Origin of the sequence: Leptospira kmetyi serovar Malaysia str. Bejo-Iso9, from assembly GCF_000243735.2 — a bacterium.
Lineage (GTDB): Bacteria > Spirochaetota > Leptospiria > Leptospirales > Leptospiraceae > Leptospira > Leptospira kmetyi.
The window spans coordinates 182,135-198,275 of sequence record NZ_AHMP02000001.1 but is presented as its reverse complement, the minus strand read 5'-3'; the positions used below and the strand labels follow the sequence as shown (position 1 = coordinate 198,275).

Annotated in this window: 12 protein-coding genes; 7 read left to right on the top strand and 5 right to left on the bottom strand. The window is 46.1% G+C overall.

All coding sequences use genetic code 11. The features are described 5' to 3' along the window. The first annotated feature begins 78 nt into the window (after window positions 1-78). From LEP1GSC052_RS00945 to LEP1GSC052_RS00935, 3 genes are read left to right on the top strand one after another with little or no spacing between them, the layout of a single operon-like run. Window positions 79-378, top strand: a complete 300-nt coding sequence (locus LEP1GSC052_RS00945) for an indolepyruvate ferredoxin oxidoreductase subunit alpha (protein WP_040912630.1) — start codon at window positions 79-81, stop codon at window positions 376-378. A gap of 52 nt (window positions 379-430) precedes the next feature. Further along, complete coding sequence (gene metH, locus LEP1GSC052_RS00940) at window positions 431-4,177, top strand: methionine synthase (protein WP_020985455.1); 3,747 nt, start codon at window positions 431-433, stop codon at window positions 4,175-4,177. Window positions 4,178-4,222: 45 nt separating this feature from the next. Beyond that, on the top strand, window positions 4,223-4,552 hold the full coding sequence (locus LEP1GSC052_RS00935) for a hypothetical protein (RefSeq protein ID WP_010572377.1): 330 nt from the start codon (window positions 4,223-4,225) through the stop codon (window positions 4,550-4,552). Between the two features lie 99 nt (window positions 4,553-4,651). On the opposite strand, the gene LEP1GSC052_RS00930 is transcribed toward LEP1GSC052_RS00935, so the two are convergent. Beyond that, window positions 4,652-5,596, bottom strand: a complete 945-nt coding sequence (locus LEP1GSC052_RS00930) for an LIC_20087 family outer membrane protein (protein ID WP_010572378.1) — start codon at window positions 5,594-5,596, stop codon at window positions 4,652-4,654. A gap of 107 nt (window positions 5,597-5,703) precedes the next feature. Between LEP1GSC052_RS00930 and LEP1GSC052_RS00925 the strand changes: the two genes are divergently transcribed. Then, window positions 5,704-6,999: an ATP-dependent 6-phosphofructokinase gene (locus LEP1GSC052_RS00925; protein WP_010572379.1), complete on the top strand. Its 1,296-nt coding sequence runs from the start codon at window positions 5,704-5,706 to the stop codon at window positions 6,997-6,999. Window positions 7,000-7,071: 72 nt separating this feature from the next. Here LEP1GSC052_RS00925 and LEP1GSC052_RS00920 read toward each other — a convergent pair whose 3' ends face one another. Next, window positions 7,072-8,820, bottom strand: a complete 1,749-nt coding sequence (locus tag LEP1GSC052_RS00920) for a GAF domain-containing SpoIIE family protein phosphatase (RefSeq protein WP_040912682.1) — start codon at window positions 8,818-8,820, stop codon at window positions 7,072-7,074. A gap of 109 nt (window positions 8,821-8,929) precedes the next feature. After that, on the bottom strand, window positions 8,930-9,802 hold the full coding sequence (gene argB / locus LEP1GSC052_RS00915) for an acetylglutamate kinase (RefSeq protein WP_020985441.1): 873 nt from the start codon (window positions 9,800-9,802) through the stop codon (window positions 8,930-8,932). A gap of 75 nt (window positions 9,803-9,877) precedes the next feature. On the opposite strand from argB, the gene LEP1GSC052_RS00910 reads away from it, so the two are divergent. Next, entirely contained in the window at window positions 9,878-10,633 is a 756-nt protein-coding gene (locus LEP1GSC052_RS00910) for an SDR family NAD(P)-dependent oxidoreductase (RefSeq protein ID WP_010572382.1), read from the top strand. 293 nt (window positions 10,634-10,926) lie between these two features. After that, window positions 10,927-11,466 (top strand): DUF1564 domain-containing protein, encoded by a 540-nt coding sequence (locus LEP1GSC052_RS00905; RefSeq protein WP_010572383.1) that lies wholly within the window; start codon window positions 10,927-10,929, stop codon window positions 11,464-11,466. Between the two features lie 103 nt (window positions 11,467-11,569). Here LEP1GSC052_RS00905 and LEP1GSC052_RS00900 read toward each other — a convergent pair whose 3' ends face one another. Continuing rightward, window positions 11,570-13,291: a M61 family metallopeptidase gene (locus LEP1GSC052_RS00900; protein WP_010572384.1), complete on the bottom strand. Its 1,722-nt coding sequence runs from the start codon at window positions 13,289-13,291 to the stop codon at window positions 11,570-11,572. Next, entirely contained in the window at window positions 13,292-13,771 is a 480-nt protein-coding gene (locus LEP1GSC052_RS00895; protein WP_040912681.1) for a peroxiredoxin, read from the bottom strand. It lies immediately after the preceding gene. A gap of 179 nt (window positions 13,772-13,950) precedes the next feature. Here LEP1GSC052_RS00895 and LEP1GSC052_RS00890 point away from each other — a divergent pair, with 179 nt between their 5' ends. After that, complete coding sequence (locus LEP1GSC052_RS00890) at window positions 13,951-16,128, top strand: 7TM diverse intracellular signaling domain-containing protein (RefSeq protein WP_020985381.1); 2,178 nt, start codon at window positions 13,951-13,953, stop codon at window positions 16,126-16,128. Window positions 16,129-16,141: the final 13 nt, after the last annotated feature.

Below are 16,141 nucleotides of genomic sequence, written 5' to 3'. Positions count from 1 at the left end.
TGATCCGCAGACTTTCGAGCGCGGACCGACGACTTAAGTTCGATGGTCCGTCTCGGAAGGTCGGCCTTCTCGGAAACGATGGCTTACGTAGTAACGGAACCCTGCAGGCACTGTAAATACACTTACTGTGCCGCCGTCTGTCCGGTGGAAGCCTTCCGAGAAGGAACCGATTGTCTTTATATCGATCCGGAGGTTTGTATCGATTGCAACAAGTGCAGACCCGAATGTCCGGTCGAAGCGATTTACCCCGACTACGAGGTTCCTTCGATTTGGCGTCGCTGGACGACGGAGAATGCTGTGAAATCGAAACATTCTCCCGTGATTTTGGACGTGAAGATTCCCTTAAAAAAAGAGGGATGTGTCGATCCAAATTTTTGAATATTAGAATATAACGTTATACTATTTTTTAGAAAAATCGAAGAAGTTTATCATGACTTATAAAGTTCAGAACTATACAAATCCGGCCGCTAAGGGAATCCTTTCGCTCATCGAAAAACAAATTCTGGTCATCGACGGCGCGATGGGAACGATGATCCAAAGATTCTCATTGCAAGAGGAGGATTTCAGGGGAGAAATTCTCAAAAACCACGCACATCCTCTGAAAGGGAACAACGAACTTCTGTGTTTGACGAGACCGGACGTGGTCGAAGCGATTCACCTGAAATTTCTCGAAGCGGGCGCGAACATTCTCGAGACCAACACGTTCAGTTCGAATCAGATCTCCCAAGGAGATTATAAAACCGAATTCTTAGTCGCCGATCTGAACAAGGCCGCGGTCGTATGTGCGCGGAACGCGATCGAAAAATTCAAAAAAACGAATCCAAACCAACCTTGTTTTGTTGCGGGAGCGATCGGACCGACGACTAAAACCGCGACACTTTCCCCGGACGTAAACAACCCCGCGTTTCGAGCGGTGACCTTCGACGATTTAGTCGCGACGTTTTACGAACAAGTACGCGCGCTCGTCGAAGCGGGAGTGGATCTTCTTCTTCCTGAAACGAACATCGACACTCTCAACTTAAAAGCGGCGATCTACGCGATCGAACAAGTATTCGAAGATTTGAATGTAAGAATCCCCGTTAGTCTTTCGGTGACGATCACCGACGCTTCGGGAAGAACCCTTTCCGGACAAACCGTGGAAGCGTTCTACAATTCCATCGCACATTGTAATCCTCTTTCCGTGGGAATCAACTGCGCGTTAGGCGCCGATGAAATGCGTCCTTATATCGAGGAACTTGCGAGAGTTTCCTCCTGTTATATCAGCTGTTATCCGAACGCCGGTCTTCCGAACGCGTTCGGCGGTTACGATCAAACTCCGGAAGAATTCGGAAAGTATATTCAAGAATTTGCAAGTTCCGGTTGGTTGAACATCGCGGGCGGTTGTTGCGGAACCACTCCCGAACATATCGCCGAGGCGGCGAAGTCCGTACGCGGTAAAAAGCCGAGAATTCTTCCCCGAATCGAAGAACTCACACGTCTTTCCGGTTTGGAACCTTTGAACGTCACGCCCGATAAGGGATTTTTGCTCGTGGGGGAAAGAACCAACGTAACCGGATCTCCTAAGTTCAAAAAACTCATCATCGAAGGAAACTTCGAGGAAGCGGTTTCCGTAGCCTTACAACAGGTGGAAGCGGGCGCGAATATCATCGACATCAACTTCGACGAAGCGTTGTTAGACGGCGAGGCTTCGATGAGACACTTTTTGAATCTCATCGCGGGCGAACCGGATATCGCAAAGGTTCCGTTTATGATCGATTCTTCCAAATGGAGCGTTTTGGAAGAAGGTCTGAAATGTATTCAGGGAAAACCGATCGTAAACTCCATCTCCTTAAAGGAAGGTGAGGAAAAATTTCTGGAATACGCGAAGAAGATCCAAAGATACGGAGCTTCGGCGATCGTGATGGCCTTCGACGAACAAGGACAAGCCGCGACCAAAGACGACAAGGTTCGAATCTGCAAAAGGGCGTATGATCTTCTCGTAACGAAAGCGAACTTCAGTCCGACCGATATCATCTTCGATCCGAACATTCTCACGGTCGCAACGGGTATCGAAGAACACAACAACTACGCAATGGACTTCATCGAGGCCGTTCGCGAAATCAAAAAGGTTTGCCCGGGCGCCAAGATTTCGGGCGGTTTATCCAACGTATCCTTCTCTTTCCGAGGAAACAATCCCGTACGAGAAGCGATGCACTCCGTATTCTTGTATTACGCGATCCAAGCGGGAATGGACATGGCGATCGTAAACGCGGGGATGCTCGCGGTCTACGAAGAGATCCCGAAAGATCTATTAGAATATGTGGAAGACGTAATCTTAAACAGAAGACCGGACGCGACCGAACGTCTTGTGGAATTCGCCGAGAACATCAAAGCCGGAACCGGAGACAAGGCCGAGAAAAAAGAAGAGGCTTGGAGAGAAGGAACTTCCGTCGAAGAAAGACTTTCACACGCACTCGTAAAAGGAATCGTAGAATACATCGATCAGGATACGGAAGAAGCGCGCGTGAAATACGGACGTCCGTTAACCGTCATCGAAGGTCCTTTGATGGACGGAATGAAAATCGTCGGCGAGTTGTTCGGGGCCGGAAAGATGTTTCTACCGCAGGTCGTCAAAAGCGCGCGCGTGATGAAAAAATCCGTGGCTTATCTTTTACCATTTATGGAAGAGGAAAAAAACCAAGCCGAAGCGGCCGCGGCGCGTCCTAAGTTTTTGATCGCAACGGTAAAGGGAGACGTTCACGATATCGGAAAGAATATCGTAGGCGTCGTTCTCGCGTGCAACAACTACGAAGTGATCGATTTAGGCGTGATGGTTCCATCGGATAAGATTCTCGAGGAAGCAAGGAAGCATAACGCAAGCATTATCGGACTTTCGGGTCTGATCACTCCTTCGCTCGACGAGATGGTGCACGTAGCTTCCGAAATGAAACGAACCGGCTTCAACGTTCCTCTGCTGATCGGGGGCGCGACTACGAGTTCCGCACATACCGCGGTTAAGATCGCGCCCGCCTACGATCAACCGGTCGTTCACGTAGTGGACGCGTCCCGCGTAGTAAACGTGGTCAATCAACTTCTTCATCCCGATTTAAACGAAGCGTATTCCCGGAAAGTCCGCGAAGATCAAAAAGCCGCTCGCGAGAATTATTTCAACACAAGAGCCGAAAGAAAACTGGTTACATTGGAACAAGCGAGGGAGAATCGCGAAGAGATCGATTGGGCGACGACGCAGATCGACAAACCTTCGTTTACCGGAGTTCGCGTTTTCGACGAGGAAGTTTCTTTGGAGACGCTCATTCCTTTTATCGATTGGACGCCGTTCTTCACCGCATGGGAACTCAAAGGAAGATATCCCGCGATTTTAGAAAGCGAAACCACCGGAAAACAAGCGAGAGAACTTTTCGCGGACGCTCAAAAACTGATGAAGACCATCGTGGATGGAAAACTTTTCAGAACCAAGGGTGTGATCGGAATTTTTCCCGCAAACTCGGTCGGAGACGATATCGAAGTTTACGAAGACGAAAAACGTTCCAAACTTCTTACCGTGTTTCATACGTTGCGTCAACAGATTCAGAAAGAGGACGAAACGGAACCTAACTACTGTTTGGCGGACTACGTAGCGCCTAAAGAATCGGGAAGAATCGATTACATCGGCGGATTTGCGGTCACCGCGGGACACGGAGTGGAAGAATTCGCGAAAGAATTCGAAAACAACCAGGACGATTACAACTCGATCATGGCTAAGGCCTTAGGCGATCGTTTCGCGGAAGCCTTTGCGGAATATATGCACTATAAGGTTCGTAAGGAATATTGGGGATATGATAAGGATGAAAATCTTTCACCCGAAGATCTGATCCGCGAACGTTACCGAGGAATTCGTCCCGCTGCAGGTTATCCCGCTTCGCCGGATCATACCGAAAAACGAGTTCTTTTTGATTTGCTCCAAGCGGAAAAGAATACGGGAATCACTCTTACCGAACATTTTGCGATGTGGCCCGCGAGTTCCGTAAGCGGACTTTATTTCGCGCATCCGAATTCGAAGTATTTCGCCGTTGCAAAAATCAACCGAGATCAAGTCGAAGAATACGCGACTCGCAAAGGAATGAGCGTGGAAGCGGTGGAACGTTGGCTCGCCCCGAATCTTGCGTACGATCCTCTTGCGGTTTCCGTGGCTCGATAAAATGTTATGAGATTCTTTCGGGATTTTTCGTCTAACTAGAACACTATGAAACCGGCGGTTCCAAATCATTCTTCCGTGCACAATCACGGCCCCGTTTTTTCGGAGACGAGAAACGCTACGGAAGAATTCTCCTTTCACCCGACGCTAATTTCATGGCTCAAAGCTCCTCTCGAACTTACGGGGAAAGAAGTTTTAAAGTTAACCGAAATCGGTTGTACGGATAACTCCTGTCCGGTGATCGAAACCTGTCTCGAAGTATTCGCTTCGAAACAGGACAACGAACCGAAACGAATGATCCGTTTCGGAAGAGCGAAACATTTAATCAGTAAGATGGATCTTGCATTCTCCCTCAAGAAACAGGGAATCATCCACTAACAGTCGTTTGTCGACGAGCCGTATTCGGCGCAATATCGGAAGATGGAAACGGGATCGGCGAGGCGAAGCCCACGTAATAACTACGATGTTGTTTCGTTTTTATTTGGAAGAAGTTTCCGAGAAGCTATACTTGATTCCGAGAATTCCCTGAACGTCCTGCATCCACTGGTGTTGTTCTCCCGCGAGTTGAGCGGCGGTCGGAACCGGAACTCTTACCATTCCTTCCAGACTCAAGTTTCTGGAAGAAAACGAAATCCCAGGGTTCAAGTAGTACTCGTAGGATTTTAAACCGCGCGCGTTGTTCGCGCCGAGATCGGTCGTTCCCGCGTAGCCAAGGTTTCTATCCTGAAACCGTTTGATACTGGAGAATTGAAGAAAGAAATTCATCTTGGAACTTTCTCCGATTTCGGGAAATACGGAGTAGTTGAACGCAATCGTGGACTTTGCGGATTCGAGAACCGCAAGCCCGGCTTGGTTACCGATCATTCTCGCGTTAAAATCCATTTCCAAACCCGCATGACGTTTCATATAAAGAAACATAACGCCGGAGCTACTTCCGTTTTGAAGCGGATTGGTATTCCAGCTCATCAGACCGAATCCTTGGATTTGGTTTCTGGAATCCGTGATACGATCCATCGTTCTTTTTTCGGAGAATGCGCCCGATACGAGCTTTCCGTTTCGGGACGGAGAGTCGTTTACAAAAACGGTTTCGGAAACGGGTAAGAATTGAACGCTTCCGTGCGGAACGACGGAGAATAAAAACGGTTGAAACATTCCCGAAAAGGAAAGACCGGGAGTTTTGATAAACGTCGGTTCGGGAGATTTTTTTTCGGGCGCGGTATCGTATTCCGGTCCGAGTTTGAGTTCCATCGGATCTTTATACGGGATCGCGACAACCTGCAGATATTTTTGACGATTGAGATCGAAGTCCCGGGAAAGATGATACGGTTCGAACGGGCTGAAAGTAGGGTCCTCGACGGAAAAAATCGAAACCCCGAATAAAAACAAAAATAAAGAAAGAATGAGGGATCTCTTTTTGTTCATAAACGGTTCTGTCTGTAAGACTATAGAAATAGAACAGAACTGTCAGTATAAAATTGCAAAATGAGGTGATTTTTCCCTGAATTCCTGAAATATCTTCCGCAAAGAAGATGGAAACAGAAATAAAAAACTTCGGCGAATGTACGATCCCAAGTCCGGCGGATTACGAATACTATACTAGCGATTCTTCCAGGCTTTTATTCAGAACGGTATTTCAATCGCAGGAAGATTGGAATTCTTACGTCAAAAACGGTCCCGATTTTTTCGAACAGGCAGGTCCGAGGGAAAAAATTTTTTTCCATCCTAAGGAAGTGACCGCGGGAATCGTGACCTGCGGCGGTCTTTGTCCCGGAATCAACGACGTAATTCGAGGCGTCGTGATGGAACTCTACTATCGGTACGGGGTTTCGAGAATTCTCGGGTTTCCGTACGGTTATCAAGGTCTTGTAAAAAAATATTCGCATAAACCGATCGAACTTACGCCCGAGAAGGTGGCGCATATCGTGGAAGAAGGCGGTTCCATGCTCGCTTCTTCCCGAGGAAACCAATCCGCTTCGGAGATGGTGGACTACTTGAGCCTCTACGGCGTGAAGATGCTTTTTTGTATCGGAGGAGACGGCACGTTACGCGGCGCTCGGGAAATCGTGGACGAGATCGCCAAAAGGAAAGAAGAAATTTCCGTCATCGGAATTCCAAAAACCATAGACAACGATATCAACTATGTCCAAAAAACCTTCGGTTTTTCGACCGCGTTTTCCAAGGCGATGGAAGCCGTGGAGTGCGCGCACGTGGAAGCCAAAGGGGCGCCGAACGGAATCGGTCTTGTCAAGCTGATGGGTCGTCATTCCGGTTTTATCGCGGTGAACGCGGCGCTCGCGTCGAGAAACGTAAACTATTGTCTGATTCCAGAAGTGAACTTCGATCTAAACGGTAACGGAGCGTTTTTGGACGACTTAAAAAAACGAATCCAAAAGAAAGGACACGCGGTCATCATCGTAGCGGAAGGAGCCGGTCAAAAATTTTTTGACGTAACCGAGGAACGCGACGCGTCCGGAAATCTAAAACTCGGAGACATCGGCGTTTTCTTAAAGAACACGATGGGAGAATTTTTCAAAAAGGAAAATATTCCCGTAAACATAAAGTACATCGATCCGAGTTATATCATTCGATCGATTCCGGCTAACGCAGAAGATTCCGTGTTCTGCGGATTTTTGGCGCAGAACGCGGTTCACGCGGCGATGGCTGGTAAAACCGATATGGTCGTGGGAATGTGGAATAACGTGTTCACGCATCTTCCGATTTCGGTGGCGATTCAGGAAAGAAAAGTCTTACAACCCGATCGGAGTACTTTGTGGAGATCTCTTTTGGCTTCGACGGGACAACCGGCGCATATGGAAGCTCGTTGATGCGGGGCCGCCGCCGCGTTTCCAAAGTGTGCGGCGGCGATCATACGACGCAACGTTTCGTTTCGGAAAGATTTAAGGAAGACGAACCATAAAGAGGGTATAGTCGTCGTGAGGATCGGCTTCTCCACGAAAGGCGTCGGTCGTATCGATGATCAATTCTTTCAAAGCTCCGAGAGGCATCTCCCCGTTTCGTTCGATCAGTCTCGTAAGATTTTCAAGACCGTACATCTCGTTCGATTCGTTCATCGCTTCGCTGACCCCGTCCGTATAAAGGATCAAAAGATCGCCGGGAGAATAATCGATTTCGTGTTCGTCAATTTCGGATTCTTTGATTCCGAGAGGCATTCCTTTTCCGGAAAGACTTACTACCTTTTTTTCTTTGGCCTTGTAAAGAAGTTGTTCGTTGTGACCCGCGCTTGAATAACGAATTCTTCGTTTCGCCATGTTGATTCTCGCGAGCATCACGGTAACGAACATAAAGTAACCGGATTTTTCCTGAATGATCCGATTCGCACTCATCAAACTGATGCTCGTCGAAGAATTCCGGGAAACCTCTCCGGCGATGATCGTTTTGGAAAATTCCATAAAAAGCGCGGCGGCGATTCCTTTACCGGAAACGTCCGCGATCAACACGCTCACTTCGTCGGGGTTGTGATAGATCAGATCGTAAAAATCTCCGCCGATTTCTTTCGACGCGATATAACTCGTTTCGAGTTCGAGACCTTGGATCTTCTTCGGAATATTCGGTAAAGAATTCACCTGAATCTGAGAAGCGATCTGCATATCTCTTCGAATCGAATTGAGTTTTTCCTTTTGGTCCTTGGAAAGAAGAGAATTGTACGCTTCTGCGATTTGATTCGAAATCGTACTGAGAACGTTTTGATCCGCGTTGTTGAAACTGTCCCCGGATTTTTTATCGGCGGAGTTCAGAATTCCGATGATCTTACCGTCCTGACGGATCGGAACCGAAATGAAGGATTTCGTTTTGTATCGTTCGGGACGAACCCATTCTTCCATGATGTTGGAATTGTTTTGAACGAGCAAAGGAGCGCCGGTTTCGATGATCTTTTTGATCACACCTTCTTTCTCGTTGATGAAATGTTCTTCGTCTTCGAGACTAAAGCCTATGCTTTTTTTGAGTTCGTATTTTCCGCTCTTTAAGTTGAAGAAGATCAGAGAAACCCGTTCCGCGCCCATTACTTCCGAAATGGAATGAACCGTAAGATTTAAAAATTGATCCATCTCCGCGATGTTTGAAATCGCCTGACTGAGTTGAAACAAACAATCCAATTCGTTTGCACGGCTTTTTAAATCGCGGATCAATCTTCGGTTTCTGATCGCGATGGCGGCGAGGTCGGAAAGATATTGAAGAACCTTAATGTCTTTGTTCGTGAATTCGCTTCTTCCCAAAGAATTGACCGCTTCGAGAACTCCTTGGATTTCCCCTTGGGTGCTCATCGGAACGCAGATCAGGTTGTTCGTAACAAATCCGACGGTTTCGTCGATGTTTCTATAAATGCGGGGATCGTTCGCCGCGTCGTTTACGATCACGGGTTCCAGAGTTTCCAAAACCATTCCGGCAATTCCCTTTCCTCGGGGAACTTTCAGTTCCGTTAAGGATTCTCCCTTGGTTCCCTTGGCTACGTTGAAAACGAGACAGTCTTCGTCCCGATCATACAACAAAAGCGAACATCCTTCCGTGTTGAGAACGTCCTTCGTTGTTTCAATGATGATGCCGAGAAGTTCTTCCAGGTCGTCGGTCGAATTGATTCTCGCCGTAATATCTGAAATTAGGGATAAGGATAGTTGCCTTTCACTCATAAAGGGGGTTAACGGACCGTAAAAAGAAGAATTCAATCATTGGACACAAGAAAGTGTTCCCTGTCAAGGAGTTTCGATAACAATTGAAAGATCGAAAATTTGCAAAAAATTATTCGATTAAAGAACCAATTCCTTGATCCGTAAAAATCTCGATGAGAATGGAATGCGGAACTCTTCCGTCGATGATATGGGTTCTTCTCACGCCCTGATCGATCGCGGTTAGACAACATTCCACTTTCGGAATCATTCCGCCGGAAATTTCTCCCTTTCGAATATAATCCTTCACTTTGCCTCGGTTCAGACCCGTGGCCAGTTTTCCGTCGATGAGAATTCCTTCCGTATCCGTAAGAAGAATCAACTTCTCCGCCTTTAACGCGCCCGCGATTTCACCGGCGAACGTATCCGCGTTGATGTTGAGACTGTCTCCTTCGGCGGATTCCGCGACGGGGGAGATTACGGGAATAAATCCTTCCTTCTGAAGGTTGTGAAGAATTTCCGGATTAACGGATTCGATTTTGCCGACAAGTCCTACGTCGAACAGTTGTTTTTCCTTTCCTTCCAGTTCGATCTCGATCGGAGTTTTTACGGCCTTTGCAAGATTTCCGTCCTTGCCCGAAATTCCCACGGCCTTTCCGCCCTGAGAATTGATCATAGAAACGATTTGTTTGTTCACCTTTCCGGTAAGAACCATTTCGACGACGTCCATGGTTTGAGCGTCCGTAACTCTATGTCCGTGTACGAACTCGGTGGGAATTTTTAAACTTTCCAAGAGACGATTGATTTCGGGTCCGCCTCCGTGTACGATCACCGGATGGATTCCCACGTATTTTAAAAGAACGATATCTCTTGCGAAAGATTCTTTTAGATCGGCCTTTGCCATTGCGGCCCCGCCGTATTTGATCACAACCGTCTTGCCCGAATACTTCGTGATATAGGGTAGGGCTTCGAGGATATGATTGACTCTTTCTAAAAGTTTTTCCATGAGAAACAAAAGAATTCTTGTGTGTCCCTCTGTCATCCAGAAATACGGAACGGAAGGTTACAAAGGGGTTATAGAGTGTCTTCGAAAAATCAGGAAACGATCGGAAAGAAGAATGTGATTCTCACCGGAGGAAGCGGAGGACTCGGACGCGCTCTTGTGGAATCTCTCGTAACCGAAGGTTACTCCGTTACGAACTTCGACGTTCAGGCTCCGAAACAAATTCTTTCCGGAGAATTTTTTATCCGAACGGATTTGACGAACGATGAAAACCTTTCTTCTTCTTTGCTTCAATGGGAGAATTCGGTCGTTTCCGAGGGTTGGGTTCCGTACGGTTTTATTCATTGTGCGGGTTACGGCGGTCCTTATCATACGATCATCGAAGTCGGTTCGGAGGAATGGGATCGCATTTTTTCGATCAATATCCGATCCGCGTTTTTGATTTCCAAAACACTTTTGCCTATATTCAAAAAATTGAATTTAGGGAGAATGGTGTTCGTCGCTTCTTCCTTGTCCCTGATCGGAGCCGCGAATTCCGTGGCGTATTCTTCCTCCAAACACGCCTTGATCGGTTTTGTTCGTTCTCTCGCCGACGAATGGGGTTCCTTCGGGATTACGTCTAACGCGGTCAGTCCGGGTTATATGGAAACTTCGATGGGGATTCAGGAGGATCAGGTTTCCGATCATAGAAACAAGATCATCGATATGACTCCTTCTCGTAGAATCGCGTTGCCTTCGGAGATCGCGCGAGTCGTTTCGTTTTTGTTAAAAGAAGAATCTTCTTATATCAATGGTGCGAATTGGGCCGTTGATGGCGGAATTACTGCGATTTAAACCGGACTTGGGGTGTTCCGGGTATGGGCAGCGGTCAGGGCCGGGCCTATGCCGGATATGTTCGATATGAACTTTAAAATTTTAAGAAGCCTGAATTCTTTTTTGCGATTCGTTTGCATCGTTCTTTGATTTGTTATTGAGCATTGATTCTTTTTCCGCTGTTTGCGATTTATCGTTTTGTTTCCCTTCGTTCCAATCGGCTTTTTTAATTTTTTGTAATATTTTTCTTTGAAAATCCGCGTTCTCGTTTTGAAAATCGATGTTTCCGAACTTGATTCAAAACCGTATCTTGTATGGGTTATCTGATTTTAGATTCGAATCAAGAAATCGAATCTCCGATGCAACAGCGAACTTTGATTACCGCGACTCTTTTGATTCCTGAAGCGACTTGGATTCGTTACAGTCCCGAGGTTGCGAGAATTCTTCCCAAAAGACTTCCTCAGTTGTTGCAGCGTTACGGTAAGTATTTGACCACTCTCCCAAGATTGGGGAGGAATGCCCGAACCACGTTGTATCAACCGAGTTTGGGAAAGGAAAAGATGAAAAGGATCAACGTTCGACTGAGCACAGGTAGTTGGGCTTTTTTAGGAACGCTCGCGCAGGTGCACGGGGTGTCTCGTTGTTATCTTTTTAATTTTCTTTTGTCTTTGGAGGAGTTAGAGGTCGCGGATTCTATCGTTGGCGTTATGAATGCGGGAGTTCCCGCGTTTCACCGAGACTACAAATATATTCTCCACCTCGATCTACTCAACAACCGAGTCAAAAGACGATTACAATGCGAACCGGTCGGAATTTTCCGCACATTGGACTATAGAGATTGGTATCCTTCCTGAAAAAACGGAAGAAACACAACAAAGTCCCGATATACAACCACGCGTTCAACGCAACGCTACGAAATCACAAACTCCAAAAAAAGGTTGGATCCGATTTTCAAATTCAACCAAGCCCGAAAAATAAATTCCGCAAACGAACCTGATCTTCCGACGGATGTTCCTCGAACTTAAACTGACTCGATTGGAAACGTTTCGAAAGTTTCAACTTTCGTTTCAAAATTTTACCTCTGCGAGCGATCAAAAGTTCGACCTTATCCCCCGCCTTAAATTGTTTCAAAAGATCCTTACGATTTCCGGAATGAATTCGACTACCGTTTAACGCGATCCATTCGTCGCCTTGACTTAAATCGACGGAAGGATCCAAAACTTTCCAATCCACCTTGCTGAGAATCAGATTTCCTCTTTCTTCTCTCGTGGTAAAACCGAGTTCCACACCCGGACTAGAATCCAATCGTTTCACACCGATTTTGTGGAAATACCGTTCGATCGGAATCACGACCGGCTTATCCAAATAATCCCCGAATTCCAACTTAAGATCGACACCGGTCCTCTTTTTAGCCGCTTCAAAGAATTCGATTTTCGTAAAACCCCGTTTTTTACCGACAAAAAAAGTCTGATAGACCTCGTTCATCACATCCAAAAGGGAGAATTTTCCCGAGGTCTCGGACAAAAGATAAAGATCCATAGCAAGAGCCAAGATCCCGCCTTTGACGTAATACGAAACTCCCGTGTTGTTCGCGTTCGGATCATTCGGACGGTTGTAAAATTTTGTCCAAGCGGTAAAGGAAGAATCTTCCAAGCTCATCCAAGATTCTCCCTCGGACTTTTCCAAACTCTGGAGATCTTCCATTACCTTTGCGAGATACGATTCCGCGCTCAAATGTTTGGTTCTTACCAAAAAGTAAGCGTCGTAAAACGAAGTGATTCCTTCCGCGATCCACAACTCTTTCGTAAGACTCGGCTTCTGATAATCGAATGGTCCGAGAGCGATCGGACGAATTCTTTTTACGTTCCAAAGATGAAAGTATTCGTGCGATAAAAGCTCCAAAAGTTTTAAATAACCGTCTTTGGAAAGCGCCTTCAACGGATCATACATGTTTACGGAAGAATTGAGATGTTCCAAACCCCCGTAAGCCCCTTCGGATAAGATCAAAACAAACAAGTAACGCGCGTTCGGCGATCCGCCGAACGCGCGGATCTGCTCTTCCGTAATTTTTTGAAGATCCGCGATCAAAGTTTTTTGGACGGATTTGGACAATTCTCCCTCGAGAACGATTTCGTGATCGCATTCTCCGGACCGAAACGGAATCGCCGCGCGGTTCGACAAAAGAATCGGTGCGTCCAAAAACTCGTCGAGATCGGTCGAACCGCGCTTCTTCCCCTTACCGGCCAAACCGGAATGACAAAACTCAAAGGGAAGAGCATTCGAAATTTCTAATGTAATTTCCGAAACTTCCAGGTCTCGGGGATATAAAAACAAGGCGGGCGGATGTAAAAGACAGAATTCAGTCGTGAAGTAATTAGAACGAACCGAATAATCGTAACCGTAAACCACGTAACGGATGCGAAAGGATTCTCCCTCGGATTTCACGCTCCAAGAATCGAGACCGATCGGAACCACTTCCAAACTCTTTCCATTCTTTCCCGAAACGAACGCTTCCATTTTGTGGACATGTCTGGAATAATCCCGAACCATATAAGAACCGGGCGACCAAACGGGAAGAGAAAGAATCGTTTCTTTTTGAGCGGACGCTATCTCCAATTCGACTTGAAGATAGTGTCCTGTGAGTTGATATTCCTGAACTAAAAATTTAAGTTTAGACAATCATTTACCGCTGACTTTGGAAATCTCTTGGAGAGTTTCTTCCACCGTTGTCGTCGGGTCAACTTTTCTCCAAACCTTTTGAACCTTTCCTTCCGGAGAAATCAAAAAAGAATCCCGAGAAAGTCCCTTAAAAACTTTTCCTCTCCATTCCTGATCTCCGTAAACTCCCAGCGCTTCGCTGAGCTTGTGATCCGGATCGGATAAAAGCGGGAAATTCAAAGAATACTTTTGAATAAAATTCTCATGAGAACTCAAGTCGTCCAAACTGACTCCGTATACCTTGGCTCCGATGTTTTTGAATTCTCCGATATGATCCCGATAACTGCAGGCTTGTTTCGTACAACCCGGAGTATCGTCTTTCGGATAAAAATAAAGAAGAGTCCAAGAACCCGCGATATCGTCCGGAAGTTTTACGCTCTTTCCTTCCGTACTTTCCAAGCTGAGCGCGGGAAGATTTGTTCCTAATACTGAATCTGACATTCCATTTTCCTCCGAATGTAAAAATATAGAATTCGACCGTGTTGCAACCGCTTTTCGATTCGAAATAAAAGATTTGGAGCGGATTCGAATAAAAATGTTGAAAATTAGACAATCTAAACTTCTAATCCATATACTTCTCTTCTGAGAACGAGATTCTCCCCAAACGGAAAACATTTACTTTGAAAACGATCCTATTCTTCCTTTGTGTACTCATTGTTCCTTCTTTGATTTTTTCCGAAAACGAAGAATCCTGGAAGCCCATCGACTTAAGAAAAGGAATTTGGATCGCGGTCGACGATTTTAAAAAAGAATATCCGAACGGAATCGATTCTTCCCTTCCGAACGCAAAAAAAATCTCGAACTTTCCGATCGTCTTAAACGAAATTTTCGAAACTCCGGTCGGAGTCGGTTTGAAAGAATTTACGCTTCAAACCCGGTTTCAAATCCGAGAAGATCTTTCCAAAACCAAAATCTACAAACCCATCTTTTTATATCTGGAATCCATCGGCGAAAACTGGGAGATTTTTCTGAACGGACATTCTCTCGTTCGGGAAGTTCATCTGGATTCTTCCGGAAAAGAAATGCTTCTGCGGAGAACGATCCGAAGTTTTCGTCTTCCGGTCGATTCGAGTCTTTTAAAACCGGGGGAGAATCTTCTGACCTTCCGTTTGATCGGCGACGTTCCGGCTTCGGCACTTTCCAAAAACGTGGACTTGGGTTTTTATATCGACGGAGATTATTCGATCACGACCGAACAAAAACTTTCCGGCGAAATTTCAACGTTAGTCAACCTTTGCTTGAATACGATTTACGTTTTCTTCGGCTTGTATCATCTTTTGATCTACGCAAAACGAAGAGAGGATCGATACAATCTGTACTTCGGAATTTTCAGCGTTTTTATGGCGCTATATTCCCTTTCAAGATCGAACATCGCGTTCGACGTGATCCACGATACGACCTGGATTACAAGAATCGAATACGCGACCGTTTCGCTTTTATCTCCTTTGTTTCTTCTGTTTATGCAGGATTATTTTTACGGAAGAGCCAAGTTTTCGAAGGTTCTTTTCGGAATTCTCATCTTAAACCTAATCATCGCGGCGGTTACGCTCGTGGAACCGTTCCGTTATACGATGACAAGTCTTCGTCTTTGGCAGATTTCCATTCTTCCCACGCTTTTGTATCTTCTGTATTTTATGAGCAAAGCGGTTTATCTGAGAAAGAAGGACGCGATTCTTTTGGCGACGAGCATGTTTACGGTCGTGTTTATCGCGGTTTACGACGTGATCGATTCCGTTTTCTTTCAATCGGGAATTCGTTTTACTCAGTTCGCGTATTTTCTTTTCGTAGTCGCGTTGACCACCATTCTCGCGAACCGTTTTATCTCTTTGTATCGTCAATCCGAAGACTTAAACATAGAACTCAGTCAACAGAAACTCGAACTCGCGAGACAGAAGAACGCATTCTTTCGTTTTGTTCCGGTTCAATTCTTAAACGTTCTTGGAAAAGATTCCGCGGTGGAAGTGAATTTGGGAGATTCTGTTCTAAAAGAGATGAGTGTTTTGTTTACGGACATTCGTTCGTTCACCACCATTTCGGAACAGATGACTCCGGAAGAAAACTTTCGTTTTATCAACGATTATCTCGCGAGTATGGAACCCGTGATTCAAAGACACGAAGGGTTTGTGGATAAGTTTATGGGAGACGGAATTCTCGCGCTTTTTTCCGGAGAAGGCGAAGCGATGAACCCGAACCTTCACGGTAAAACCTCGGCGGACAAGGCGATTCTTGCGGCGATCGAGATGAAAAAGAAAGTGCAGGCGATCAACGCGGAAGCAAAAGATTCTCACTTTAGAGGTTTAAAAATCGGAATCGGGATCAACACGGGAAATCTGATGCTTGGAACCGTGGGAAGTCGTTCCAGACTCGATACGACCGTGATCGGTGATACGGTTAACGTGGCTTCTCGTTTGGAAAGTTTAACGAACCTTTACCGCGCCGATATCCTCATTACGAAGAATACTCTTTCTTCGATGACGATCGCCGATGGTCTTGCGATCCGTGAAATCGATTCCGTCGTGGTCAAAGGAAAAACCGATCCGATCATCATCTACGAAGTGTACGAAGCGGACGCGCCTCATATCCGTAAACTCAAGGACACGACTCTTCCTTTGATTACGAGAGGGATCATTCTTTACAAAGTCGCCGACTTTCAAGAGGCGCTGATCAACTTCGAACAAGCCCTAAAGGTTTTTCCCGAGGATATCGTTTCGATTTTGTATCGCAAACGTTGTCAGGAATACATCGCCTCGCCTCCGACCGGAAACTGGATCGGAGTTCAACATCTCCTCGAAAAGTAAACTATTCCTCCGA

What these genes read in the sequence shown, in the direction of transcription:
- LEP1GSC052_RS00925 (WP_010572379.1), top strand. Translation starts at nt 5,704, where the DNA reads ATGGAAACAGAAATAAAAAACTTCGGCGAATGTACGATCCCAAGTCCG.
- LEP1GSC052_RS00920 (WP_040912682.1), bottom strand. Translation starts at nt 8,820, where the DNA reads ATGAGTGAAAGGCAACTATCCTTATCCCTAATTTCAGATATTACGGCG.
- argB (WP_020985441.1), bottom strand. Translation starts at nt 9,802, where the DNA reads ATGGAAAAACTTTTAGAAAGAGTCAATCATATCCTCGAAGCCCTACCC.
- LEP1GSC052_RS00905 (WP_010572383.1), top strand. Translation starts at nt 10,927, where the DNA reads ATGGGTTATCTGATTTTAGATTCGAATCAAGAAATCGAATCTCCGATG.
- metH (WP_020985455.1), top strand. Translation starts at nt 431, where the DNA reads ATGACTTATAAAGTTCAGAACTATACAAATCCGGCCGCTAAGGGAATC.
- LEP1GSC052_RS00935 (WP_010572377.1), top strand. Translation starts at nt 4,223, where the DNA reads ATGAAACCGGCGGTTCCAAATCATTCTTCCGTGCACAATCACGGCCCC.
- LEP1GSC052_RS00930 (WP_010572378.1), bottom strand. Translation starts at nt 5,596, where the DNA reads ATGAACAAAAAGAGATCCCTCATTCTTTCTTTATTTTTGTTTTTATTC.
- LEP1GSC052_RS00945 (WP_040912630.1), top strand. Translation starts at nt 79, where the DNA reads ATGGCTTACGTAGTAACGGAACCCTGCAGGCACTGTAAATACACTTAC.
- LEP1GSC052_RS00895 (WP_040912681.1), bottom strand. Translation starts at nt 13,771, where the DNA reads ATGTCAGATTCAGTATTAGGAACAAATCTTCCCGCGCTCAGCTTGGAA.